This window comes from Aquisalimonas sp. 2447, from assembly GCF_012044895.1.
Taxonomy (GTDB): Bacteria; Pseudomonadota; Gammaproteobacteria; order Nitrococcales; family Aquisalimonadaceae; genus Aquisalimonas.
Map to the genome: position 1 here is coordinate 3,376,420 of NZ_CP050695.1, position 24,496 is coordinate 3,400,915.

General features: G+C 59.9%; 21 protein-coding genes and 1 pseudogene. 11 read left to right on the forward strand and 11 right to left on the reverse strand.

The features are described from left to right. Positions 1-109: 109 nt before the first annotated feature. Positions 110-1,300 (reverse strand): hypothetical protein, encoded by a 1,191-nt coding sequence (locus KU884_RS15995; RefSeq protein WP_167783555.1) that lies wholly within the window; start codon positions 1,298-1,300, stop codon positions 110-112. A 486-nt stretch (positions 1,301-1,786) separates the two neighbouring features. Between KU884_RS15995 and KU884_RS16000 the strand changes: the two genes are divergently transcribed. The 4 genes from KU884_RS16000 to KU884_RS16015 all read left to right on the forward strand — a co-directional run bounded on the left by KU884_RS16000 (position 1,787) and on the right by KU884_RS16015 (position 5,734). Then, the gene (locus tag KU884_RS16000; protein ID WP_167783556.1) at positions 1,787-3,166 is read left to right on the forward strand and encodes an IS1380 family transposase; all 1,380 of its coding nucleotides are present in this window, start codon (positions 1,787-1,789) and stop codon (positions 3,164-3,166) included. A gap of 358 nt (positions 3,167-3,524) precedes the next feature. Continuing rightward, positions 3,525-3,731: a hypothetical protein gene (locus KU884_RS16005; protein WP_167780922.1), complete on the forward strand. Its 207-nt coding sequence runs from the start codon at positions 3,525-3,527 to the stop codon at positions 3,729-3,731. After that, entirely contained in the window at positions 3,728-4,084 is a 357-nt protein-coding gene (tnpB, locus tag KU884_RS16010; protein WP_167780921.1) for an IS66 family insertion sequence element accessory protein TnpB, read from the forward strand. Before KU884_RS16005 ends, tnpB (KU884_RS16010) begins: the two co-directional genes overlap by 4 nt. A gap of 45 nt (positions 4,085-4,129) precedes the next feature. Then, positions 4,130-5,734: an IS66 family transposase gene (locus KU884_RS16015; RefSeq protein ID WP_254432083.1), complete on the forward strand. Its 1,605-nt coding sequence runs from the start codon at positions 4,130-4,132 to the stop codon at positions 5,732-5,734. On the opposite strand, the gene KU884_RS16020 is transcribed toward KU884_RS16015, so the two are convergent. Together KU884_RS16020 and KU884_RS16025 are read right to left on the reverse strand one after the other, a co-directional pair. Continuing rightward, positions 5,695-6,192, reverse strand: coding sequence for a glycosyltransferase family A protein (locus tag KU884_RS16020; RefSeq protein ID WP_167783557.1), 498 nt, complete (start codon positions 6,190-6,192; stop codon positions 5,695-5,697). The two genes, KU884_RS16015 and KU884_RS16020, sit on opposite strands and share 40 nt — an antisense overlap. 134 nt (positions 6,193-6,326) lie before the next feature. After that, positions 6,327-7,223 carry a glycosyltransferase gene (locus KU884_RS16025; RefSeq protein WP_167783558.1) on the reverse strand — a complete coding sequence of 299 codons (897 nt, stop codon included), beginning with the start codon at positions 7,221-7,223 and terminating at the stop codon, positions 6,327-6,329. A gap of 127 nt (positions 7,224-7,350) precedes the next feature. Here KU884_RS16025 and KU884_RS16030 point away from each other — a divergent pair, with 127 nt between their 5' ends. From KU884_RS16030 to KU884_RS16050, 5 genes are all read left to right on the forward strand, one after another. Then, positions 7,351-8,301, forward strand: coding sequence for an IS1380 family transposase (locus KU884_RS16030; protein WP_167783559.1), 951 nt, complete (start codon positions 7,351-7,353; stop codon positions 8,299-8,301). A 79-nt stretch (positions 8,302-8,380) separates the two neighbouring features. Beyond that, positions 8,381-8,587, forward strand: a complete 207-nt coding sequence (locus KU884_RS16035) for a hypothetical protein (protein WP_167780922.1) — start codon at positions 8,381-8,383, stop codon at positions 8,585-8,587. Next, positions 8,584-8,940 carry an IS66 family insertion sequence element accessory protein TnpB gene (gene tnpB, locus KU884_RS16040; protein ID WP_167780921.1) on the forward strand — a complete coding sequence of 119 codons (357 nt, stop codon included), beginning with the start codon at positions 8,584-8,586 and terminating at the stop codon, positions 8,938-8,940. The genes KU884_RS16035 and tnpB (KU884_RS16040) overlap by 4 nt, the downstream gene beginning before the upstream one ends. Positions 8,941-8,985: 45 nt before the next feature. Beyond that, positions 8,986-10,590, forward strand: a complete 1,605-nt coding sequence (locus KU884_RS16045; RefSeq protein WP_254432083.1) for an IS66 family transposase — start codon at positions 8,986-8,988, stop codon at positions 10,588-10,590. A gap of 67 nt (positions 10,591-10,657) precedes the next feature. After that, on the forward strand, positions 10,658-11,053 hold the full coding sequence (locus KU884_RS16050) for a transposase (protein WP_371807964.1): 396 nt from the start codon (positions 10,658-10,660) through the stop codon (positions 11,051-11,053). A 269-nt stretch (positions 11,054-11,322) separates the two neighbouring features. Here the strand turns inward: KU884_RS16050 and KU884_RS16055 are convergent, their stop codons facing one another. The 7 genes and pseudogenes from KU884_RS16055 to KU884_RS19300 all read right to left on the reverse strand — a co-directional run. Further along, entirely contained in the window at positions 11,323-13,458 is a 2,136-nt protein-coding gene (locus KU884_RS16055; RefSeq protein WP_217351387.1) for a GNAT family N-acetyltransferase, read from the reverse strand. Continuing rightward, positions 13,455-15,410 carry an asparagine synthase (glutamine-hydrolyzing) gene (asnB, locus tag KU884_RS16060; RefSeq protein ID WP_167783560.1) on the reverse strand — a complete coding sequence of 652 codons (1,956 nt, stop codon included), beginning with the start codon at positions 15,408-15,410 and terminating at the stop codon, positions 13,455-13,457. The genes KU884_RS16055 and asnB overlap by 4 nt, the downstream gene beginning before the upstream one ends. A gap of 73 nt (positions 15,411-15,483) precedes the next feature. After that, positions 15,484-16,608, reverse strand: a complete 1,125-nt coding sequence (locus KU884_RS16065) for a glycosyltransferase family 4 protein (RefSeq protein WP_167783561.1) — start codon at positions 16,606-16,608, stop codon at positions 15,484-15,486. Further along, entirely contained in the window at positions 16,605-17,966 is a 1,362-nt protein-coding gene (locus tag KU884_RS16070) for an O-antigen ligase (RefSeq protein WP_167783562.1), read from the reverse strand. The genes KU884_RS16065 and KU884_RS16070 overlap by 4 nt, the downstream gene beginning before the upstream one ends. Continuing rightward, positions 17,966-18,955, reverse strand: a complete 990-nt coding sequence (locus KU884_RS16075) for a polysaccharide deacetylase family protein (protein ID WP_167783563.1) — start codon at positions 18,953-18,955, stop codon at positions 17,966-17,968. The genes KU884_RS16070 and KU884_RS16075 overlap by 1 nt, the downstream gene beginning before the upstream one ends. Before the next feature lie 6 nt (positions 18,956-18,961). Then, positions 18,962-19,498, reverse strand: coding sequence for a glycosyltransferase (locus KU884_RS19055; RefSeq protein ID WP_254432084.1), 537 nt, complete (start codon positions 19,496-19,498; stop codon positions 18,962-18,964). A 126-nt stretch (positions 19,499-19,624) separates the two neighbouring features. After that, positions 19,625-20,068 (reverse strand): annotated as a pseudogene (locus KU884_RS19300) (hypothetical protein); the annotation flags it as partial. A gap of 361 nt (positions 20,069-20,429) precedes the next feature. Here KU884_RS19300 and KU884_RS16085 point away from each other — a divergent pair. Next, positions 20,430-21,434 carry a glycosyltransferase family 4 protein gene (locus tag KU884_RS16085; protein ID WP_167783565.1) on the forward strand — a complete coding sequence of 335 codons (1,005 nt, stop codon included), beginning with the start codon at positions 20,430-20,432 and terminating at the stop codon, positions 21,432-21,434. A 39-nt stretch (positions 21,435-21,473) separates the two neighbouring features. On the opposite strand, the gene KU884_RS16090 is transcribed toward KU884_RS16085, so the two are convergent. Further along, entirely contained in the window at positions 21,474-22,379 is a 906-nt protein-coding gene (locus KU884_RS16090; RefSeq protein ID WP_167783566.1) for a hypothetical protein, read from the reverse strand. A 688-nt stretch (positions 22,380-23,067) separates the two neighbouring features. Here KU884_RS16090 and KU884_RS16095 point away from each other — a divergent pair. Next, positions 23,068-24,495 (forward strand): hypothetical protein, encoded by a 1,428-nt coding sequence (locus KU884_RS16095; RefSeq protein ID WP_167783567.1) that lies wholly within the window; start codon positions 23,068-23,070, stop codon positions 24,493-24,495. Position 24,496: the final 1 nt, after the last annotated feature.

The following is a 24,496-nucleotide window of genomic DNA, read 5'->3' on the forward strand; positions in this document are numbered from 1 at the left end:
GCGTAGAGGCACCAATGGCTACCAAGCCTCCACCCGTTAATAGCCGATTAGCCTAGACCAGAGAATCGTAGACTAACAGATCTTAGAGAAAGCGTGGCGAAAAGTGGCATTAAGTCGCCCTGCCCCGCAGAGCATGTTTAGCCAGTCTCTTGATAAACCGCACAGGGATACGCGCCGAAGTACGGATTCCGGCCAAGCCGTTTTCCAAGCTGGCACGGCGTTGCAGATTGTTAGGAATATCAAAGCCAACACACTCAGCAAGCGCAACAATTTCCCGTTCAAGAGGGCCTGGCTGCCTGAGAATACTGACGATGTAACCATCTCTGGCGTCACGGTAGGCGGCAAGGTCAAAGCTGTCGGCATATGCTTCCAGCTTTCCGAGAATCTCAAGCGTAAGCAACGTTCTTAGGCATTTCGAACACTTAGAGCAGTTCTCCCCGGTTTCACTTTTCACACACACGTCAAGGTGGCGATACGAGTCAGCGAGCCCCGCAACTTTCTGCGTCTTTTCTGTGCGTATGTACTCGCTGCCCACTGCGATCATTTCGATCTGGTCGGTTCCCAGCAACGGCAGGGAAGCCGGATCACTGTACGCCATGCTATTTGCTTCGCCGATGTACATATCCTTGTACTGATAGGACGATGCATACATGTAACGTCCGATTCCCTCCTGCAAGAGAAGGGCAACCGCAGCGTTTCTCGGCGTATGCGTCATCTGGAAAGTTAACGACGCTGGATAGAAAACTTCAACGTTCGAGTTAACCTTAACGAGCGGCAAACCGATCTCATTAGTGACTCTAGAAACCTGCTCGAACCGCCGATGGAAGAGCTCCTCGCCTTTTCCTCCATGGGACCCGACATTATTGTACAAGAGGTGCGTAAGCTTGAAGCTGTCTACCGGGTCTCCGTAGTAGTAGTCCGCCAGGACGCAGTAAGAGTCGATTCCACTCGAAAATCCGCTCGCAACACCAGCGCCGCTACCGGACCTGGCCACCAGTTCCGTTCCGGTCACCGTAACGGGTCGTAAACTAGGTATAACGTCGATCAAGAGACGTTGATAGGGGCCGCTGATGGTTTGATAGAGACGTTCCGACATGGGGCCATCAACATGAATATCCTCGCCGACCGCCATGCAAGGGATCAACAAAGCCAGCACAGCCGCATCTGCCAGATGGCTAACCAAACCACCATGTTCCTCCGGCACCGTGAACCACAGCATCGGCAGATCCGTCTCGTAGAGTGGGGTGCTGTATTGTAGGGCCCCATCATGGTGGGCAGTTTGAGGTTCGCCAATGATCATCTATACGATTTCTCTATAGTCATCGTTACGGCAAAGCGAGGAGACGCTGGACGCACCAATGGCGAGCGGACTTCGAGACATCAGCGCACCGCACCTACTGTTGCAACACAGACCTTGCCCCTCAGAACACTTGGCACGTTCGGCATGCTACCGGACCAGATCAACCAGAATGCGCAACCCTGACCGCCATGCCCCCATTCGTTCCGGAGCATAGCGCACGGCGCGGAAACCTGAAACGAGTGCGGCCTTGGGTCGGCCACCGCTGGCCTCATGGCGCCCCTTGCGCCCGTACAAGCGAGAAAGCGCGTCCCGTACCTGCCGGGCATCGAGCTGATCGGCGTGTTCGCGGACAAAAGAGTGAACCAAGGCCTCGTTCGCATCTACCCGGATAATTCACCAGCAGGGTAAGAAAAGGATGACGCAGCGCCGTAATCCCTTCAAAATCAGTGTTGTGACGACATTGATCAAGAGAGGGGACGCTGCGCCATGGGTGAAACGCTATCGCTGTTCGAGCCGTCGTTCAATGGCTCCGTGCGGGTGGAGACGCGCTCGGAGCGTCTCAGTGGCGATGCCGGTTTCCTGCTGTTGCGCGAAGTCCTCGATGACACCGGCCTCATTGACCACCTCGTCGGGCGGCTGCACGACCCGCGCTGCCCGGAGCGTGTCGTGCATTCACTCCCGGAGCTGCTGCGCGAAGCCGTTGCCATGATCGCCCAGGGCTGGGGTGATCAGAGTGACGCGCAAAGGTTGCGCGACGACCCCTTGCTCGCGCTCGCCGGCAGCGACAGGCGCGGTGTGGGTGCCGCTGGCAAGACCCTTGCCTCGCAGTCGACGTTCTCGCGGTTTTTGGACTTGCTCGCGCAGCCCGCCAACCAGGCGGTGATCGATACCGCGGCGCTGGAGCTTGCCTCGCGGCGGCGGGCCGCTGCCGGTGCACCGCCGGCGCCGGTGATGACCGTCGATGTCGACGGTCTGCCGCTCACTGCCCACGGTGAACAGCCGGGCAGTGACCACAACGGCCATGTCGGTGACCGGATCCACTACCCGCTGATCGCCTCCTGTGCCGAGACGGGCGACATGCTCGCCGGGCTGCTGCGCCCCGGCAACGCCGCCCCTGGCGCGCAGGCCGCAGCGTGGATCCCGCAGCTTGTCGCCACCCTGAGCGAGCGCGGCCTGGCCCGGCAGGTGCGCTGCCGGCTCGATGCCGGGTTCACCGATGGCGCCACACTCGAGGCGCTGGACCAGGCGGGGATCGGCTACCTGGGGCGGCTGCGCGATAACGCCGCGCTGGACCGCCACTTCGACCCGCACCGCCGGCGTGGCCCTGGGCGTCCGGCCGAGCGGCCGCGGGAGTGGACCGAGGAGACGGTCTACGGCGCCGAGAGCTGGCAGCGCAAGCGCCGGGTGGTCATGGTCATCCAGGAGCACCCGGCGGAGCTCTTTCGCAGGTGCTTCTACATCGTCACCAACCTGCCCGCCTCGACCCACAGCGGCGAGCAGGTACTGGCGCTGTACCGCCGCCGTGGCAAGGCCGAGGGGCACATGGGCGAGCTCAAGGACACCATCGGCACCTCGCTGCCATGCACTTCGCGGGGCCGCGCCAGCGAGGCGGACGTCTTTGCCCGGGCGCAGGCGCTGCTGTCGCTGCGGCTGCTCGCCTATGAGCTGCTGCACGTGCTGCGCGCCCAGATGGAAGCGGCCACGGGACAAGGCTGGAGCCTGCGGCGGCTGCGTGAGCGTGTGCTCAAGGCCGCAGCCCATGTGCAGCGCCATGCACGCCGGTTGCACGTCATCCTGGAGCGCCGCGCCGCCCGACTGTGGCGCCAGCTCCTCGGGCGGCGTCACCGATGGCGACTGGCCGCATGACGACGCACCGAAGCTGCCGACGACAACCACAACACCCCACTGGGAATCCCCGGTGACGGGCAGGCTCGTCTGCATCTCGGGAAACGGGCTCTCATAACGGCTCATGTGGCCAATGAGCGGGGTCGGTCAGGCCACTTCGGCACTACCCTGACCGCTGCGTCCCCCATCAACCTGCCCAGCGGCACCATCTGGCACCGTGTGAGCATGACCTCACGCAGCCTCATGAATTACGCGGGATCTAGGCGGGTCAGCTTATCCCTGGAGATCTGATTTTCGTAAGCGCTCCACGAACCCCATCTGTTGAGTCGATTCCAGTTCCGCGACACTGAGCCTTCCAGATTGATGGGAGGCTTGGAGCATGTGGTTATCCCCGGTACGCGCCCGCTGGCTGGGTCATTTGTATCACGCCCATGCCTTGGGGTTGTCGCTGAGTGAGTATGCGCGGCGCCAGGATGTCTCGCTCGCCGAGTTGATGGACTGGGAGCGCCGGCTGCATGAGGCCGGAGTTCCGGTTCCGGAGCGTCACCGTCCCGCACGGTTCGTGGCCGTGGAGGTGGTGGCATGATCCGGCCCGGGACGGATGTGGCGGTGTATCTGTGCCGCGAGCCCGTGGACATGCGCAAGTCGATTGACGGTTTGTCGCTGCTCGTCCAGGAGGTCATGGCGTGCGATCCGTTCACCGCGGCGGTGTTCGTGTTCTGCAACCGGGCGCGGGATAAGGTGAAGATCCTGTTCTGGGAGCGCAACGGCTTTGTGGTCTGGTACAAACGCCTCGAGCAGGAGCGGTTCAAGTGGCCGGCTTGCGGTGAGCGGGAGCGGCTCACGCTCTCGGGCCAGGAGCTCAACTGGTTGCTCGACGGCATCGACATCACCCGTATGCAGCCGCACAAAGCGTTGCATTTTCAGTCGGTTGGATGAAATTTTTGCTCGCCGCACCGGTGGCGTTTTGGTACAATTACCCACATGAAACGGGCCGATACCAACACGTTGCCATCCAGTTCCGATCTCCAGCGCGAGCTCGATGAGCAGCGCGCTCTGGTCGAACGCCTCCAGGCCCAACTCGCCGAGAAGGAGGCCGCGTGGGCGGCAGAGAAGCGCTCGCTGTTCGAGCAAATCCGGCTGCTGCTGGACAACCGCTTCGGCCCCTCCACCGAGAAGTACAGCATCAAGCAGCAGGACCTGTTCTTCGACGAGGCCGAGAGCCTGGTGGAAGAGCCCGCCGAGTCAGGTGAGACTGCCGAGGCGGAAGAGGAAAACCAGCCGGCCCCCAGTGGCGGCAAGCGTCGCCGGGGTGGGCGCGCCCCACTGCCGCCGGAGCTGCCTCGCGTGGACATCGTCCACGATCTCCCCGAGGACGAACAGCAGTGTGCCTGCGGCTGCGGTGCGCTCACCCGCATCGGCGAAGAGGTCACCGAGCAGCTCGACATCATCCCGGCCCAGATCCAGGTGCTGCGCCATGTGCGCATCAAGTACGCCTGCCGGGCCTGCGAGGACGGTGTCCAGATCGCCGATCTGCCGCCGCAGCCGCTGCCGAAGAGCAACGCGAGCCCCGGACTGCTTGCCTATATCGCCACCGCCAAGTACCAGGACGCGCTGCCGCTGTACCGCCAGGAGCAGGTCTTCAAACGACTGGGCCTGGAGCTGCCACGGAACACGCTCGCCCGCTGGATGGTGGACCTGGGTGCGTTGCTCGCGCCACTGGCCGAGCGCATGCGCGCCCATTTGCACAGTGCGGAGCTCATCCACATGGATGAGACCACCGTGCAGGTGAACACCGAGCCCGGGCGGGCCGCCTCCAGCACCTCGTACATGTGGGTCCAACGCGGCGGGCCGCCCGGAGCCGAGGTGGTGCTGTTCGACTACGATCCCAGCCGCTCGGGCCAGGTCCCGCGGCGCCTGCTGGATGACTATGGTGGTATCCTGCTCACCGACGGCTACGAGGGCTATGCCCAGGTCGTGCGCGATAATGCCATCACCCATGCCGGGTGCTGGGCGCATGCGCGCCGCAAGTTCAAAGAGGCCCAGAAGGTCCAGCCCAAGGGCAAGACCGGCAAGGCCGACCGGGCGCTGGCGTCCATCGGCAAGCTCTACCGGGTGGAGCGCGAAGCCCAGGGCCTGCCCGTTGAGAAGCGTGAACGCCTGCGCGCCACGCACAGCCGGCCGCTGATCGAGGATCTGCGCCAGTGGCTTGACCAGTCCCTGGAGAAGGTGCCGCCGAAGAGCGCCATCGGCAAGGCCGTGCACTACCTCAACAGCCAATGGCCCCGGCTCATCCGCTTCCTGGAGGATGGCCGCATCCCGCTGGACAACAACCCCGCGGAGAACGCCATTCGGCCGTTCGTGGTGGGGCGCAAAAACTGGCTGTTCAGTCAGACGCCGCGGGGTGCGCACGCCAGTGCCACGATCTACAGCGTCATCGAGACGGCCAAGATCAACGGCCTGGAGCCCTACGCGTACCTGCTCGAGGTGTTAAAGAACCTGCCGGGCGCGACAACCGGCGAGGCCATCGACCGACTGCTGCCGTGGCATCAGGACGAGAGCCTATACGCGCTCAAACCCGCTGAGTAGGTGGGGTTCGCGGAGCGCTTACGGGCTTCGGTGATCCAGCCACTCCGCCTCCCCATATTGCGCATGGACAGCGTATCGCCCTCGGCATCGATGAAAATGTAATCACCGTAGACGACTCCCGCTTCGGGATGTGCCCTAAACGCTTCAAGCTGCTGTTGCAGCTTTTCCGGAACCCAGGCGTCGTCGGAGTCCAGGAAGCATACGAATTCGCCGCGGCTGTTCTCGATACCAACGTTCCGCGCAACGCTCTGCCCCTGGTTCTCCTGGCGAAAGTACCGGATGCGCTCATCATCATACGAATTGACGACATCGGAGGTGTTATCCGTGGAGCCATCATCCACGATCAGATACTCGAGGTTCGGGAAGGTCTGCGCCAGTACGCTATCGATGGCGACCGGCAGATAGCCGGCCCGGTTGAAGGTCGGCGTCACGATGCTGATGAGTGGAGCCGCTGTCATGGAATGAGTCCCGTCAAGCGATTCAGCGTTCCCAGGCACATGGTCCCTTCCTGCAGCCGACAAGGCAGCAGCTATACAGAGGAGGACTCACTGCATACTGCGCGAATTGTCACTATGCGCGATCCTTGACTGCATCACCTGGCAGCCCCTCGCGGCGCGTCCACCAGAATACGTAGTAGAGAACGCCAGGCATTCAGGCGCGTCGGCGCGTAGGCGACGGCCCGCAGTCCTGAACGGATCGCGCCGTAGCCCCGGCCTCCGTTGGCTTCGACACGGCCCTTGCGCCCATAAAACCGCGCCATTGCAGTGCACAGCTCGTTGGGGTCGAGCTCATGCGCGTGCTCCTCGACAAAACTGCGCACAAGATCCTCATTCGCATCCAGACGGGTCAGCTTGTCACTGGAAATCTGGTTCTCCATGATCCGGTAATAGGCCCAGAGCCTCGGGAGATACAGGAACGACTCGTGCAGTGACACCCGTAACCACAGGCCGTAGTCTTCCGCATAACGATCCGCCGGGTCGAATCCTCCAGCCTCGCGGAGTACGTCCGCCCGGCTCATCGTAGTATTCATGCTTACGAAGTTGTCCCCCAGCAGGGCTTCGGTGATTCGGCCACTGAATCGCAGCATGTTCCGGCCACCCAGATCGTTACCCCAGGCATCAATGAAAATGTTGTCTCCGTAAACCACTCCCACGTCGGGGTAACTCTCGAAGGCCTCGATCTGTTGTTGGAGCTTCTCCGGAACCCATGCGTTGTCAGAATCAAGAAAACAGATATAGTCGCCACGGCTCTGCTCGATGCCCACGTTACGTGCAACGCTCTGGCCCTGATTCTCCTGACGGAAATAGCGAACGCGCTCATCACCGTATTCGTCCATTAGCCTCGGCGTGGAATCTTCGGAACCGTCGTCGATGACCAGATGCTCGAAGTGCGGATACGTCTGAGCGAGCACCGAATCAATTGCTATGCGCAGGTAGTCCGCGCGGTTGTATGTCGGTGTCACGACGCTAACCAACGGACGCGACTTCATGGTTTACCGTCCTTATGCATGTACCCCGGATAATTCACCAGCAGGGTAAGAAAAGGATGACGCAGCGCCGTAATCCCTTCAAAATCAGTGTTGTGACGACATTGATCAAGAGAGGGGACGCTGCGCCATGGGTGAAACGCTATCGCTGTTCGAGCCGTCGTTCAATGGCTCCGTGCGGGTGGAGACGCGCTCGGAGCGTCTCAGTGGCGATGCCGGTTTCCTGCTGTTGCGCGAAGTCCTCGATGACACCGGCCTCATTGACCACCTCGTCGGGCGGCTGCACGACCCGCGCTGCCCGGAGCGTGTCGTGCATTCACTCCCGGAGCTGCTGCGCGAAGCCGTTGCCATGATCGCCCAGGGCTGGGGTGATCAGAGTGACGCGCAAAGGTTGCGCGACGACCCCTTGCTCGCGCTCGCCGGCAGCGACAGGCGCGGTGTGGGTGCCGCTGGCAAGACCCTTGCCTCGCAGTCGACGTTCTCGCGGTTTTTGGACTTGCTCGCGCAGCCCGCCAACCAGGCGGTGATCGATACCGCGGCGCTGGAGCTTGCCTCGCGGCGGCGGGCCGCTGCCGGTGCACCGCCGGCGCCGGTGATGACCGTCGATGTCGACGGTCTGCCGCTCACTGCCCACGGTGAACAGCCGGGCAGTGACCACAACGGCCATGTCGGTGACCGGATCCACTACCCGCTGATCGCCTCCTGTGCCGAGACGGGCGACATGCTCGCCGGGCTGCTGCGCCCCGGCAACGCCGCCCCTGGCGCGCAGGCCGCAGCGTGGATCCCGCAGCTTGTCGCCACCCTGAGCGAGCGCGGCCTGGCCCGGCAGGTGCGCTGCCGGCTCGATGCCGGGTTCACCGATGGCGCCACACTCGAGGCGCTGGACCAGGCGGGGATCGGCTACCTGGGGCGGCTGCGCGATAACGCCGCGCTGGACCGCCACTTCGACCCGCACCGCCGGCGTGGCCCTGGGCGTCCGGCCGAGCGGCCGCGGGAGTGGACCGAGGAGACGGTCTACGGCGCCGAGAGCTGGCAGCGCAAGCGCCGGGTGGTCATGGTCATCCAGGAGCACCCGGCGTAAGCGCTCCACGAACCCCATCTGTTGAGTCGATTCCAGTTCCGCGACACTGAGCCTTCCAGATTGATGGGAGGCTTGGAGCATGTGGTTATCCCCGGTACGCGCCCGCTGGCTGGGTCATTTGTATCACGCCCATGCCTTGGGGTTGTCGCTGAGTGAGTATGCGCGGCGCCAGGATGTCTCGCTCGCCGAGTTGATGGACTGGGAGCGCCGGCTGCATGAGGCCGGAGTTCCGGTTCCGGAGCGTCACCGTCCCGCACGGTTCGTGGCCGTGGAGGTGGTGGCATGATCCGGCCCGGGACGGATGTGGCGGTGTATCTGTGCCGCGAGCCCGTGGACATGCGCAAGTCGATTGACGGTTTGTCGCTGCTCGTCCAGGAGGTCATGGCGTGCGATCCGTTCACCGCGGCGGTGTTCGTGTTCTGCAACCGGGCGCGGGATAAGGTGAAGATCCTGTTCTGGGAGCGCAACGGCTTTGTGGTCTGGTACAAACGCCTCGAGCAGGAGCGGTTCAAGTGGCCGGCTTGCGGTGAGCGGGAGCGGCTCACGCTCTCGGGCCAGGAGCTCAACTGGTTGCTCGACGGCATCGACATCACCCGTATGCAGCCGCACAAAGCGTTGCATTTTCAGTCGGTTGGATGAAATTTTTGCTCGCCGCACCGGTGGCGTTTTGGTACAATTACCCACATGAAACGGGCCGATACCAACACGTTGCCATCCAGTTCCGATCTCCAGCGCGAGCTCGATGAGCAGCGCGCTCTGGTCGAACGCCTCCAGGCCCAACTCGCCGAGAAGGAGGCCGCGTGGGCGGCAGAGAAGCGCTCGCTGTTCGAGCAAATCCGGCTGCTGCTGGACAACCGCTTCGGCCCCTCCACCGAGAAGTACAGCATCAAGCAGCAGGACCTGTTCTTCGACGAGGCCGAGAGCCTGGTGGAAGAGCCCGCCGAGTCAGGTGAGACTGCCGAGGCGGAAGAGGAAAACCAGCCGGCCCCCAGTGGCGGCAAGCGTCGCCGGGGTGGGCGCGCCCCACTGCCGCCGGAGCTGCCTCGCGTGGACATCGTCCACGATCTCCCCGAGGACGAACAGCAGTGTGCCTGCGGCTGCGGTGCGCTCACCCGCATCGGCGAAGAGGTCACCGAGCAGCTCGACATCATCCCGGCCCAGATCCAGGTGCTGCGCCATGTGCGCATCAAGTACGCCTGCCGGGCCTGCGAGGACGGTGTCCAGATCGCCGATCTGCCGCCGCAGCCGCTGCCGAAGAGCAACGCGAGCCCCGGACTGCTTGCCTATATCGCCACCGCCAAGTACCAGGACGCGCTGCCGCTGTACCGCCAGGAGCAGGTCTTCAAACGACTGGGCCTGGAGCTGCCACGGAACACGCTCGCCCGCTGGATGGTGGACCTGGGTGCGTTGCTCGCGCCACTGGCCGAGCGCATGCGCGCCCATTTGCACAGTGCGGAGCTCATCCACATGGATGAGACCACCGTGCAGGTGAACACCGAGCCCGGGCGGGCCGCCTCCAGCACCTCGTACATGTGGGTCCAACGCGGCGGGCCGCCCGGAGCCGAGGTGGTGCTGTTCGACTACGATCCCAGCCGCTCGGGCCAGGTCCCGCGGCGCCTGCTGGATGACTATGGTGGTATCCTGCTCACCGACGGCTACGAGGGCTATGCCCAGGTCGTGCGCGATAATGCCATCACCCATGCCGGGTGCTGGGCGCATGCGCGCCGCAAGTTCAAAGAGGCCCAGAAGGTCCAGCCCAAGGGCAAGACCGGCAAGGCCGACCGGGCGCTGGCGTCCATCGGCAAGCTCTACCGGGTGGAGCGCGAAGCCCAGGGCCTGCCCGTTGAGAAGCGTGAACGCCTGCGCGCCACGCACAGCCGGCCGCTGATCGAGGATCTGCGCCAGTGGCTTGACCAGTCCCTGGAGAAGGTGCCGCCGAAGAGCGCCATCGGCAAGGCCGTGCACTACCTCAACAGCCAATGGCCCCGGCTCATCCGCTTCCTGGAGGATGGCCGCATCCCGCTGGACAACAACCCCGCGGAGAACGCCATTCGGCCGTTCGTGGTGGGGCGCAAAAACTGGCTGTTCAGTCAGACGCCGCGGGGTGCGCACGCCAGTGCCACGATCTACAGCGTCATCGAGACGGCCAAGATCAACGGCCTGGAGCCCTACGCGTACCTGCTCGAGGTGTTAAAGAACCTGCCGGGCGCGACAACCGGCGAGGCCATCGACCGACTGCTGCCGTGGCATCAGGACGAGAGCCTATACGCGCTCAAACCCGCTGAGTAGGTGGGGTTCGCGGAGCGCTTACCACCCGGCGGAGCTCTTTCGCAGGTGCTTCTACATCGTCACCAACCTGCCCGCCTCGACCCACAGCGGCGAGCAGGTACTGGCGCTGTACCGCCGCCGTGGCAAGGCCGAGGGGCACATGGGCGAGCTCAAGGACACCATCGGCACCTCGCTGCCATGCACTTCGCGGGGCCGCGCCAGCGAGGCGGACGTCTTTGCCCGGGCGCAGGCGCTGCTGTCGCTGCGGCTGCTCGCCTATGAGCTGCTGCACGTGCTGCGCGCCCAGATGGAAGCGGCCACGGGACAAGGCTGGAGCCTGCGGCGGCTGCGTGAGCGTGTGCTCAAGGCCGCAGCCCATGTGCAGCGCCATGCACGCCGGTTGCACGTCATCCTGGAGCGCCGCGCCGCCCGACTGTGGCGCCAGCTCCTCGGGCGGCGTCACCGATGGCGACTGGCCGCATGACGACGCACCGAAGCTGCCGACGACAACCACAACACCCCACTGGGAATCCCCGGTGACGGGCAGGCTCGTCTGCATCTCGGGAAACGGGCTCTCATAACGGCTCATGTGGCCAATGAGCGGGGTCGGTCAGGCCACTTCGGCACTACCCTGACCGCTGCGTCCCCCATCAACCTGCCCAGCGGCACCATCTGGCACCGTGTGAGCATGACCTCACGCAGCCTCATGAATTACGCGGGTGTACAGCTGAGCCGCTATAGCGGACAGAGAATCTAGGTTGTACCCGACCAACGAAGAATCGGCCGCCTTGCCTTCTCAGGCAGACAGTCGTAAAAGCGATAGGCGGCCTTCAGAAGAGAGCTCCGAACGAGATGCAACTGCCGAAATGGCACTGGGTGCCCCCGAAATCGGCCCTTGTAGTACGTCTTCTTGCCTCCACCAGCCAGTAGATCATACGCGGTAACCGCCGGCTCATGAAAAGCTCCTTCGATTGCGTAGCCCAAGTGAAGCGTCCCCAGTGACAGTTTCGGATCGAAAGACTCATCGAACCCCGCCTGGAGATTGTAAACGCGTGCACTGACACGTACGTCATACAAGACCGAGCACAACCTCCTGTTAAACCATAGCTCCGAGCATCTTGGTTCGGCATCCCCGGGAAGGCACTGCAGGAACAGTCGGTGAAACTCCAGACTAAGCCCTGAAAACGCCGGCTTACCCCATCGGGTGATGTGGAACGCGTTCAACCGCCCAAGCGCTTCCTCGGAAGATTCGGCGTGCCTCAAAGCAACGTTTCCCTGTTTCTCTAGATAGGTTCGTCGGTTATACGCTTTGAGCCGGGTATTGCGACCCAGCTCCTTCAGCCAGGCCTGGAACGATCCCGTGGTGTCCAGAACCACGCCCCAGTCCTCCTGACGAACCGAACGCATGGCATGACTCGCCTTCTCCACCTGGTCGAGATGACCGGACTCGACATGGTCGCAGACGATGAGAACGTCCCAGTGCAAGGCCTTCAATGCCCGGGCCAGCGCCTCTCGGACACCATCCTGTTGAGCGCTGTCGATAACGAAATCGCTGTACTCCGTACGCACCGTGGGCGCGATCCGCGGCGCGTTCCCGATTACATGCAGTTCCGTCGTCGTTCTTCCAAAGGGGCCGCGGCGACGGTATCGATACAGGGGAGCCAGTCCGACCAGGGCGTGACCGCAATAGACGCCCACCAGGCAGGGCTCCAAGCCCAGAGGTACGTTCCAGGTCCGCCACCAGCTCGACTGCCAGGCCCAGCCCATGAACAGCCGATCCGCATCCGAACGCTCCAGGAGATCGTGCCAGCGCTCCGGCTCCCCGAGAATCTCGTCTTCCGTAAGCCTGGCCACCTGGAGGGGGGCCTCGCCCTCTGCCCCTTCCCGGGCAACGTGGTCCCGCCCGGCCTGCAGGAACTCACCATCCGAGTCCCCGGCCATGAGAAACCAACCCGTTGCGGGGTCATCGGTTTGGTCACAGTGGACGAAGAACTGCGCTGCGCGCTTACCCGGAAAGAAGCCACGGCGTTCCAGCACACGCCCGAGGCCCGGATCACTGGTGACCACCTGCGCCACGCGGCAGAATGGGCACATGTCGAGCCAGGCATCCACCACCCGTTCCCGGGCTTCCAGGTCATCCGCACCCGCCACCAGATCAACCAGACGCGTCGTCTCCTGATCTTCACGGTAAACCGCCAACCCCCGCAGGGCACCTGCCTCCCTTACCACGAGGAACCGATAGCCATTCGCAGGGCAATCAACATAACGCCAGAGAAGGTAGGCCGCGTCTCGGCAAACGATGTTCGGATAGCCGTGCTGCACCTTCTGCCAGAGCCCGTCCAGCTCCGAGGCCGGTGGCAGTTGGGTCGTCGCCTCTACTGTCAGCAGACCGCCACGCACTGACCGCCCCCCCAGCAGGCGCCAGCGCCAGGCATTGACTGTCTGCAACGCCCGCAACGCCTGTTGCCGCCAGGAGTGCGCCCGGCGCACGAACCGGTAGTGGCGCACCTCGTAACTGGGTTGCCAACCCAACCGGGGCAGCACCCGCTGCGCCGCGGGGCTGACCCCGAAGGTCATCAGCAGATCGTGCCGCCGGTGGAGCTCTTCCTTCACACGCCGGCCGACGCCGGCGCCCTGATACGCCGGATGCACGTGGAAGTCGCAACTCCAGCAGGCATCCCTCTCCTCTCCCTGGAAGCGAACCCGCACAGGCATCACCCCGTTGAACCCGGCCACCCGCTCACCGTCGCTGATCACCACGGGCTCGAACATGTGACCACGCGGGTTGCTCTCGAACTGCCAGCTCCACAACAGCTCTCGCGCGCCACGGTTGCCCACCAGGCTCAAGACCTCATCCCGGTGAAAGGCGCTGTACGGCACCGGTTTCACGAGAAAGCGCCCGACCGCTGTTCACCCAGCCAGGCCTGGAAGCTCAGCACGCCCCAGAGCTGGGCACTATAATCGGCGCGTTGGGCCAGGTGATCGGACCACACGCGCCGCACGGTAGGCGCGTGGAAATAGCCTTCCTGGCGAAGGCGGTTCGGTTCCAGCAATGCCTCGGCCCAATCCCGCAGCTCATGCCGCAACCATCGGGCCACGGGCACGGCAAACCCCTGCTTTGGCCGGTCTACGAGCTCCCGGGGAACATGCCGATACAGCATTTGGCGCAGCACCTGCTTCCCCACCTTGCCATCCAGGTTCCACTCCACCGGCAAGGAAAGCGCGAACTCTACCACCCGGTGGTCGAGCATCGGCACGCGCGTCTCCAGGCTCACCGCCATGGCCGCCCGGTCCACCTTGGTGAGGATGTCATCCGGCAGATAGCTGTTCATGTCCAGCCACATGAGCTGCTGGGCGGGGGAGAGCTTCGCGATACTGTCAGGCAAAGGCGCCGTCAACGCATACGCCGGCTCCTCCCCACCAAGCACCACCTGAGCCGGATCCGTCCAGAAGCCGATACGCTGCCGGTAGAACTCCTGGAGGCTCGGGGCATTGCGCACCACCCGTTCCCGGCGCAGCTTGTCCGCCAGGCCTTGCCTGGAGAGGAGGCGCTGAGGCTTCGTCATTGCCCGCGCAACTGGCCCCGCCAGGGCATCCGGCATGGCCAGGGTGGCACGCTCGAGACCGGCTCGCAGGCCCGGCCGCTCGTGAAGCTTCTGCCATGCCCTTGCCATTCCCGGGTAGCGATCGTAGCCGGCGAAGAGTTCATCACCGCCGTCGCCGGAGAGCGCCACAGTGACGTGCCCCCGCGTCATGCGACTGACGAGGTACGTGGGAATCTGGGAGGAATCGGCGAAGGGCTCGTCGTACATGGTGGGTAGATCCGGGATGACATCCAGCGCATCCGCCGGATCCACGTAGAGTTCGGTGTGTTCCGTGCCCAGATGCGCCGCCACGGCGGCTGCATGTTGCGCCTCGTTGTAACCCTCTTCACGGAATCCGATGCTGAACGTCTTCACGGGCCTGGATGCACGCTGCTGCATCAGTGCAACCACGGCCGACGAATCGATACCGCCTGACAGGAAGGCCCCCAGGGGGACATCGGCGACCATCTGCTCCTGGATCACGTCCCCGAGACAACGCTCCAGATCATCCAAGACGGTGTCCTTGTCCGTGGTCATCGGACCAGAAAACGAATCTGCAAGGGACCAGTACGGGACCGGCTCGATTGGCGCGTCAGGTTGATTGACGTCAACGACCAGGCAGTGGGCGGGCGGAAGCTTTCGCGTGTCCTGATACACCGTGTACGGCGAAGGGATGTAGTTGTGCCGCAGCAGAAGAGACAGGGCGTTACGGTCCACGGAGGGGGCGTACCCCGGAAACGCCCGCAAGGCCTTCAGCTCGGAACCGAACAGGAAGTGGCCGTTCCACCAGCCATAGTAGAGCGGCTTCTCTCCCATCCGGTCACGGGCGAGCCAAAGCCTGCCCGTCTCGCGATCCCAAACGCCAAAGGCGAACATTCCCTTGAACTGCCCGAGCGCCTGTTCCACGCCATACTGCTCCATGGCGGCGAGCATGACCTCCGTGTCGGAGTGGCCACGGAAACTGTGACCTGTACCAATCAACTCAGTCCGTAGCGTGCGGAAATTGTAGATCTCGCCGTTGAAGACCATCAGGTACCGCCCGGATGCCGACTCCATGGGCTGGGCGCCCAGGGGGCTGATGTCCTGAATCGAAAGGCGGCGATGAACGAGCCCGACCCCATCCGTCTCACTGAAATAGAGGTCTCCGGCGTCGGGGCCACGGTGAACGAGACGCTGCCCCATGGAATCGAGGCTACTCCTGGCGTCCGTGGCACGATCACCTGACGCCCCGAGTATAAAACCAGCGATTCCGCACATTGATGCATTCCCTGATGTTGAAGACTTCAGACGGGGAGAGGGCCACCTAACAGCGCGCCGCCGAATCCCCCCATTAGGCGGATTCCTGCCCCGCGACCCGTGAATACAGGCGCCGCAACTCGGTACAAGGCCGCTCCAAGGCGAAGCGCTCGTGGGCTTCCGGCGCGTAGGCTTGAAACGCCGCCTTGGCGCCATCCCCAACCAGTTCCAGCAGAACGTCGGCCAGCGCCCGATGATCCATTGGTTCGACCAGAGGCGCGGGCGATCCGGCCAGCACCTCGCGCAATCCAATGCAATTGCCCCCCACGATCGGAACGCCGGCCGACAGCGCTTCCATACCGAGTAGCCCGCAGGCCTCCCAGCGCGACGGCATCGCCACCACATCCACGGCAGCCATTGCGGTCTCCGGATGATCCGTGTGGGGATGCTGGATGAATACATCCCCTAGACCGAGCTCCCGCAGGTACTCATAGTCTTCACGTATGAACCCGCCCCAGCCGAATGTCACCACGTACGCATTCTCGGGGAGCCGGCCTTCTCGCCGGAGGAGGGCGATGGCATCGACCAGTGTCCTGAAGCCCTTTTGCCCCATGAACCGCCCGAAGAACCCGATCACCTTCGCATCTTCGGGGAGACCCAGGCGACCTCGAATGTCTTCCGGGACCGCGTCTCTGAACCGCTCCACGTCAATGCCATGCAGGATTGCCGTGACCTTTCTTCTGGCAACCAGGGGAATGAATTCCTTGAAGTTACGCGCACAATCCTCGGATACGGCATGCACACCATCGAGGCGACTGTAGGTAAGGTTCAGCGCCCCCAGCGTCAGTCTCCCTTTCCAACCCCGGAACTGCGCTGACAGAAACACATCGTGAGCCGTCATCAGGTGGGGCACCTTGCGCAGTCCTTTCCGGCTCAACTCCATGAGCACTCCAGCCCGGAATCCGTGAGAATGGAGAAGATCAGGCTTCTCCGCACGGATCAGCGCCCGGAGGTCCCGTATACCCTCAACCGCACCCTTCGACAGTGTTCTGACTTCAAACCTCTCAGCCTTCGCCTTGTCGGCAAGGTACCCTTTCAGACCCTCTCCGGGAGCCGCCAAGACAACATCGATATCGGCAAATGCATCGTTCCCGTACACATAACCGAAGAACGTTGTAATCCCTCCCCCCGGACTACAGGCCGCCATGAGAACCTTCATGCTGTATGCCCGCCTTCCGAAGCACCTTTAGGAGATTGATTATTTTCCAGACTCTCCCACCAACGGTCCAATGACCTGGAAAACGCGATACAAATACCTCCGAATAAATACCAATATTCCTGGGAAAGTCCAAAATAATTAATGCTATAAACAGCATACATAACAAAGACTGCCAGCAACGCCTGGTTGAGTCGATAGTGAAACAACGAGCGCTCAACCTCTTCCTTCGGCAACGCCCGAAACCGCTTCATATTTCGACGCAGCTTGCGATAAAACTCGAACAGCATCCAGAAAAATATCAAGAACCCAATGATTCCGATTTCGATCAACACTTCCGCGTACAAGTTATGGGCGGCATTGGCCCTCCCGCCCCACGCATGAACCTTGGCTTCCTGAGTGGTCCCCAACCCATGCCCCACAACCGGGCGATTGAATCCGAGTCGCAGCTCATTGACCATCCCATCGACTCGGCCATCAGCGCTAGCCTGATAAACGTCCCCACCTCCTACCAACGACAGATAGCGGTCACGCTGAAGGTCATCGAGTTGGCCCCACCCCCATACAACTCCCACGGCAGCAACTACCGCTAAAAAGAGCTTATGCTTGCTCATAAGGAAAACAACCAGGAAGACCACAACGAACGCGATAAATCCACCGCGCGAACCTGTGAGGACTAGCGCATAAAGCATCCCTGGAAGCAAGACAAGATAGAGAATCTTAAGAAGTTTACTACCACTCCTCCAAAAGAGGAAATGAGAGAAAGCGAAGCACGTCGCGATAACAAAGCCGAGTCCGTTCGGGTTAATTACATCAGCGGGAGATCCGGATAGACGCCCGGCAAAATCCCCCTGGCCTATGTACGTCGACCCACCCATATATCCGGTTGTCAAATTTAGATAAAGAGGCTCCAGAAAACGGAACAACTGAAGGATCACAAAAATGAAAACGAAAATCTTTAGCCGCCTATCAGTATCAACAATCAAGGCCGTAAAGAATAGAAAGCAAAAAGCACGAATAAAATCATCCAAGTGATGACGAAGAACACTCCCAGGCCACTCAACCAAGGGGAAAGACAGAAACAGGTAGATAAGAAGTACGACGCCTGCCTTTAATGCAGGATCCTTGAAGTGTTCACGAACCTTGTGCGACTGAAAGAATAGAGCGACGACGAGTATAGCGAAAACGACAAGCGTCGGTCGGAATTGCCCGTATAAGCTGTTTCTGGCCGCAAATCTCGCGAAATAATCGACCATGAAGTAACAGTAGACAAAAAAGATCGCGCTGGGGAGCGTCTTATCTTGGAGAAAACGCTCCGTCGCCTGGCCACCTTTGGCGTTGGCGTTTGCGATCACGCTCATCACGCGATACCTCTACTCCGAACCCGCCATCCCAGCCACTCGACCCCGGACACGACTTTGCGGAAATGATCCCAGTCGTCCGAGCCCCCATGGCGCTTCAGGTAAAACGGGTCTTCGTGCCGCGCGCCATCGGCATAAGCCACGACAGCCCCGGTGAAGCCTGCGTTCGCTACCGCGTCGCGTACAGTGGCACCGACGTCATCCGGCTGACCGTTCGGGTAGCAAAAAGGGCGCTGTTTTGGGCCTAGCTCGGCGCTGAGGCGCTCGAGGCAGTAGGCTGTCTCCCGCGGCAAGCGGGCTTCATCCACCTTCGTCATTGATGGATGGGTGTGGGTGTGGCCTCCAACTTCAAGCCCTTCATCCTGCATGTGACGAAGCTGATCCCACGTCACACTTTTGAAGCCATCTGGCGCCTCGGATGGGAGGGGCACCTGAAGCATATCGGACAATTCCAAGATGGCACGGTGCTTCTGATCATCCGGGATGCTGAGTAGGACGTTGATCAAGGCCGACCACGCCTGTTGAAGATCTGTGGCAACGATTGACGCACCGGCCACGTTAAGCGTCTCGGGGAGTTCATCTGCTCTGGACAGGATCCAGGTTACCTGGTCCGGCCATAGCCACAGCTCTCCATCGATAAATCCGGTCGCAACAAACAGGGTCGCCGGCACCTTGTGGGCTTTTAGCACTGGCCAAGCCACATCGTGGAAATCGGCATGACCGTCGTCGACAGTAATCACCACCGTGTGCCTGGGAACCGACTCACCTGCGTTGAGCCGAGCGAGCAGATCGCCCAGCGTCACGGGATTGTAGTGCTTGGCCAAGTGCCGCACTTGGCGTTCGAACTCGCCACGGGAGACACAGCGCTCTTGGGGGTCATGAGAAAACCTGTGATACATCAATATGCGCGGATGCCTGGCACTGAGTTGGCGGCCGAGTTCATAGAGGCCGAATGGACCGGCAATACGGACGAGAGGGGAAAACGTCATCGACTGTCACTTGCCGTTGAGGATACGCCCATAAAGATCCATATGAGCGCTGACCATGACCTCCGTGGAGTAGCGCTCCACGGCCTCTTCCCTGGCAAGCGCACCCATGCGTAAGCGCTTCTCCCTATGCAGCAAAATCGCCTCCAAGCCCTGACTCAATGCCTCCACATCGCCCACAGGATACAGGAATCCTGTCTCACCGTGGCGTACTGCTTCGAGGTTACCGCCTGCATCGGTGCAGACGACAGGAAGCCCGGCACGCATATACTCGAGCAGGGTGTTCGAGAATCCTTCCGATTCGCTGCAAAGGGCCCCTACATGGAAGTGCTGCAGACATGCGGCCACATCTGACCGTCCACCGAGGAAGTGGACACGCTCACCGACGCCCGTAGCTCTCGCGCGATCCCTTAGTGGCTCGGGATCTCCGGACCCGACGATGGCCGCATGAACATCCAAACCCTGGCAAGAAAGCAGAGCAACAGCGTCCACGAGATCCTCAATACGCTTTATCGGGCGTATGTTGGCGACCAGGCCGACAATCATGGCTCCGGACTCCTGGAGCGACAGCAGCTCCGGCACGGGCGGGGATGAACCGCTAAGCACGGGCAACGCGTTGTAGATAACATGACAACGATCCGCCGAAACTCCCTCTGCTTCCCGCGTCCCCCGCGCCACGGCCTCGCTGTTGCAAACATAACCTGCCGCTACTCGGCTGGTTCTCCGCAGCACAGCGCGGTAAGCAGGCGTGTACCAATAGCCGAGGTCCCGGCGCGACACCAGTGTACGGATACCCGATAGGCGGAACATTGGGGGGGCCACGACCGACGCATCAATCATGAACGTCTGAGCGACCCGCACACCCCCTCGCGCTAGGTCACGCCCTACGCGCCAGAGTGCTACCCAGGTGGCTAGCTCTGCAGTCTTCCCGCAACCAAGTATCCTGACGGGGCAAGGAACATCACCTCGCTCCAAGTACGTGGACGACTGCAAGGAAACAAGTTCGCAAGAGATGCCGTTTTCCTGAAGCCCTTCGATCAGATGAAGCAGCTGCCCCTCTGTGCCTGCAAAAGGGTTGCTAACCCCATCGACCACGAAGGCGACTTTGTACATCATACACGGGGCCTCTAATTGCCCGCAGCGCTCTTAACGGCGCGACCCAAGGCAAGGTACCATCATTCACTTGGCGCTGGGGAGAGCGGGCTACGGCGAAGCCGTACCAGCGTTCGGCCACACGCACTCGCAGCCCCACAGTTTCGTTCTCCTTCGGTAACAGCGGTATCCCTGCGGCAGCATCGACATACTAACGGAAACGACACGACACCACGATAAACAGGGTCAGACAATGCCAGAGAGTCCGCGATTCGTTGGCGTAATGCAAAATATCCCCTTTCAACACCGAAAAGGGTCCGCTTTTTACAATCTGCTAACTCAACTCGAGCATACAGGGCTGTCATCCGGCATCTTGGATGTAGATATGCCCCTCACCCTCAAACGCGCCTTCACGCTTATGAACGCATCATACTCGCAGGACATTTGGAAGTTTAAGAACCAGCTTGACATCCGGCGCCGCTACTTCGGAAGTTTTTGGGCCCAACGACGAATCGCACAAACAACATTGAACTTCAACGCGATCCTTCAGATAGGATCCACGTTCGATCTTTCCCCCTACGCGAGAAGACACGACATCCCCTGCTTCTCCTATCATGACAACAACATTTACGGTTACCTGGCGGGCAAGAATAACCTCCCAGAACGTCCTCGCCTAATCCGCAAAGCAGTCAATTTCGAAAAGACCGTTTACCAGAACCTCACCGGTGTATTCACCATGAGCCGAACACTCCGTAATCGATTCATAGACGACTTCCGGCTACCTGAGGACAAGGTTTTTTATGCAGGTTTCGGATGTCCGTTTGCAGGCCTTCATCTCCCAGTGAAAGACTATACAAGAAAAACGATTCTTTTTGTGGCCTCTCACAGCTTCTCGCAAAAAGGGGGCGAAATACTTCTCGAAGCTTTCCGCAAGGTTCGAAAAACCCACCCTGATGCGCGCCTAATCTTGGCGGGCCAAACACTCTCAATCGACCAACCAGGAGTCGAATGTGTTGGCTTTCTCGACAAGAGATCCAAAGAAGGCCTTATTCATTACAGCCAACTCTATCAGGACGCGACGCTATTCGTTCTACCCTCGTATAACGAGGCTTTCGGGGAGGTTTTCTTGGAAGCCATGGCGCATAAGGTTCCGTGCATCGGCACTGACTGTTGCGCGATGCCAGAGATTATTTGCCAAAACAACTCGGGCAGCGTAATCCCTCCAGGCGACTCGTCCGTACTCGCCGACGAAATTCTCCAGTATTTCGAAAACCCAAATACGCTGGAACAGTTGGGCAGGCATGCTTACGAGGTGATCAATACTGAGTACACATGGGAAAACGTCATAGACCGAATCCGCCAACACGCATCTGAGCGCATGCTTTCTTAAAGCGCACACCAAAACAGCTGATCCTTATTCTTTTTTAGGCTACTCACATAGCTCGCGCTTTAAGACATCGGACCTCGACAACATTGACAAGAAAAGTCTCGTATACCTCCCGTCAAGAGATTCTTTTCTCGGAAAATAATCAGCAGCCACCAACGCGATCGACATTGCCATCAGGGCTTTCCTTGTCTCGCTTGTTACTGTCCAATTCTGTCCAGCTTTTTTGATCATTTCATCAATCTCATCATCGTATTTCCCGTCAAAGTAAGATTCAATTAAATACTCCAGATTGCCTATACTCCCCGAAGGCCTATACCACAAAAATGCCATTGCGTCGCGGTAACATGGATTCCACCTCATAGGGAAAACATCGATAACGTTTGCACAGTCTTTATCATCAACAATGATATTGTTAATATGAGGATCCGCAATAGAAATAGACAAAGGGAGATCCCGCACTCTCCTGATCCACTCTTTATCGGTAAAATGCCTTCTTATACTCTCAGGAATGAGTTCGACATTTCCATTTGGCATTATCCTTTCGATTGCCTCTTCGCTATCCCCCATCGACTCGGCCATTAACTCTCTATGGTAATAAAAAACTTGCTTCATAACGAGAAACTGATCTCTCTTATCAAGGTCAGTTATCCGACGCCCGTCAATCAGCTGCTCCTTCATGAACGCCCCATCACCACTAGCTTCAAAATATGGTGATGCAACATACTTTGCCCAGCGCCGCCTCAACTCTATTTGCTTTCCAGTAAAGCCTTTGCCGTCACTTGTATGCAAGACTCTCCCCCCCGCAGGATCCACAAGAAGGCAACCCGAAAAGTTTTTATTCTGAGATGCTTTTTTAATGATTATTGAGTAGCCGGCATCACTCCTGCCTCTTGAAAAAAATAAATACGGGGGAACACCCCTGATTATTAGCCTTATAATACTCTTCACACTCAGCGCGCGCCTCCGACCAGATTTCGTCAAAACCAAGTGCGCAGGGATTTTTGATTTCCAATGCACCCATATATTATCTCCATGGCGCCAATACAAACCAGGAACTAGGAGATCTCGGAACCTTCTAGCTTTCCGAAACCCCTTAATTGGCCAATCGATATCTTGAATAATCACTGTCCATTTACTTTCGCGTGCAGCCTCTTTTCTGAAAAACATATTTTTCACCGTTTACCGTGAATGACTCATCGTCAGGGTAGGAAAAGGATGACGCAGCACCCGAATCCCTTGCAATCCAGCTAACCCGCAGCGGACGATTCTTCCGGGCTGAGTGACTATTATATGCTGAGGGCTTTGGTTGAGACAGAATACGGCGGATTCGAGGGTGGCGACCCAGAAGGAGGCTTGCATGCGCGAATCGGATCAAGGGGGGTGCTCGAAGTCTGTTGGTCACGCTCAGGAAACCTCCCCCAAGTGCCGACGTGTTTCCGCTTGTCAGCGATGGCTGTCCGCGTCGATCCTGGGGGGGGGCTGCCATCAGCCGGCAAAGATGTAGCGCCACTTCGGTCATCCGACAAAACGTCGAGGCGCGACGCGGCAGAGACCGTGCATCCGTCACAGAACACCTGCTGGCATCTGCTATCCTCTCAAACATTGGAGTATATTTACGAACGATTGAGGTGTAATTGTGTACCGGACATTTTTTTGTGCTGCTGGTTCTGTCTTGATGCTCGGCTTCCTATTCCCTGGTGCGGCTCTTGGTGCGCCAGAAGTCACCGGCGTCACAGCGAGCGAAGACAACGTGGGCAACGAAAATGAGTCGACTCTTACTATCTACGGATCAGGTTTTGGCGATAAGGAGCATGGATCAGCCGTTCTGCACGATTTCGCTACCCACGACTACGAGCGCGGAGTTCTCAACGACTTACATAGCAGCCTTGGTGACCTTGCGGAAATTCCCAGCGGTCAGGATGTCGGTGAAGGTAACGCGCGGTGGGGAGATACAGGCGGAACCGGCGTACATATGGTGCGCAACAGAGAGAAGCGCCATGATGGTTCTGATGGCCATTATTACGGACACCGCGGCGGTTCTCGACTGAGTTGGCCTGTCGCGCATGGTGGTCGGCAGAACAGGGACGAATGGGCAGGTGACCGTCACATTTATTACGCATTCTGGTTGCGTACTTGGCATAACGTAGCCTACAGGTGGCGGATCGAAACGTCGTCAAAGGTTTTCCGCGAATTCAACTACACCGTTGCTGATCGTCGAGACGTGGCTCCTGGGCGGAATCCGCAGGAGGGTGAGGCCATCACGGTTGGTGACCAAAAAGGCGTCTTAGTGGGGGTAGAGGAAGGTACCGATATTGATGTTGTCACCTTGGCGATACCTGGCAACCATAACGCCAACAGGCTACGGGGCGAAACTATAACTGGTCTGGATTCCGGCGCCACAGCTGTTTTTCCAGATTCAAGAAACGACGATCCCGGTTACACAGAGCCGAGAATCTCAACGAGTCGCGTATGGCAAACCCCTAGCAGAAGCGGCTATAGCTCTTACTCTTGGGGCCGATCAGGGCCTTCGCCTGTATCATCCAGCGACAATGTTCGCCCGTTGATGAGCGGCGGTGAATGGCATTTGTATGAATGGGAAATGACCCTGGCAGAAGAAACCGAAGATATAGAAATCGTTGCAAGACTTGATGGAAAGGAGATTGCACGCGGCGCGCCGACACCACGCCTCGACTACAAGAATTGGGATCCTACGTTCGGCGGACCGACGATTGCCCAGGTTGGTCCAAACATTGGTGGCAATCTAAACTACTGGGAGATCGATGAAATCTACCTTGACAACAGCCGCCAGAGAGTTGTTTTGGCCGATGCAGAGACGCTGACTGAAGCGAGCCGCTACGAAATTCAAACACCGGTTACTTGGCGAGATGATGAGATTAAAGTACTTCTAAATTACGGTACATTGTCATCCGACAATGAATTGTTTGTCTTCGTTTTCGATGAAACCGGGACACCTTCGGAGAAGGGAAAGCGTTTGTGTAGCAATGACTGCAGCGCACGGCCAGAGGCACCAAGAACACTAGAGTTTTCTCAAACTGCCCGGTGAG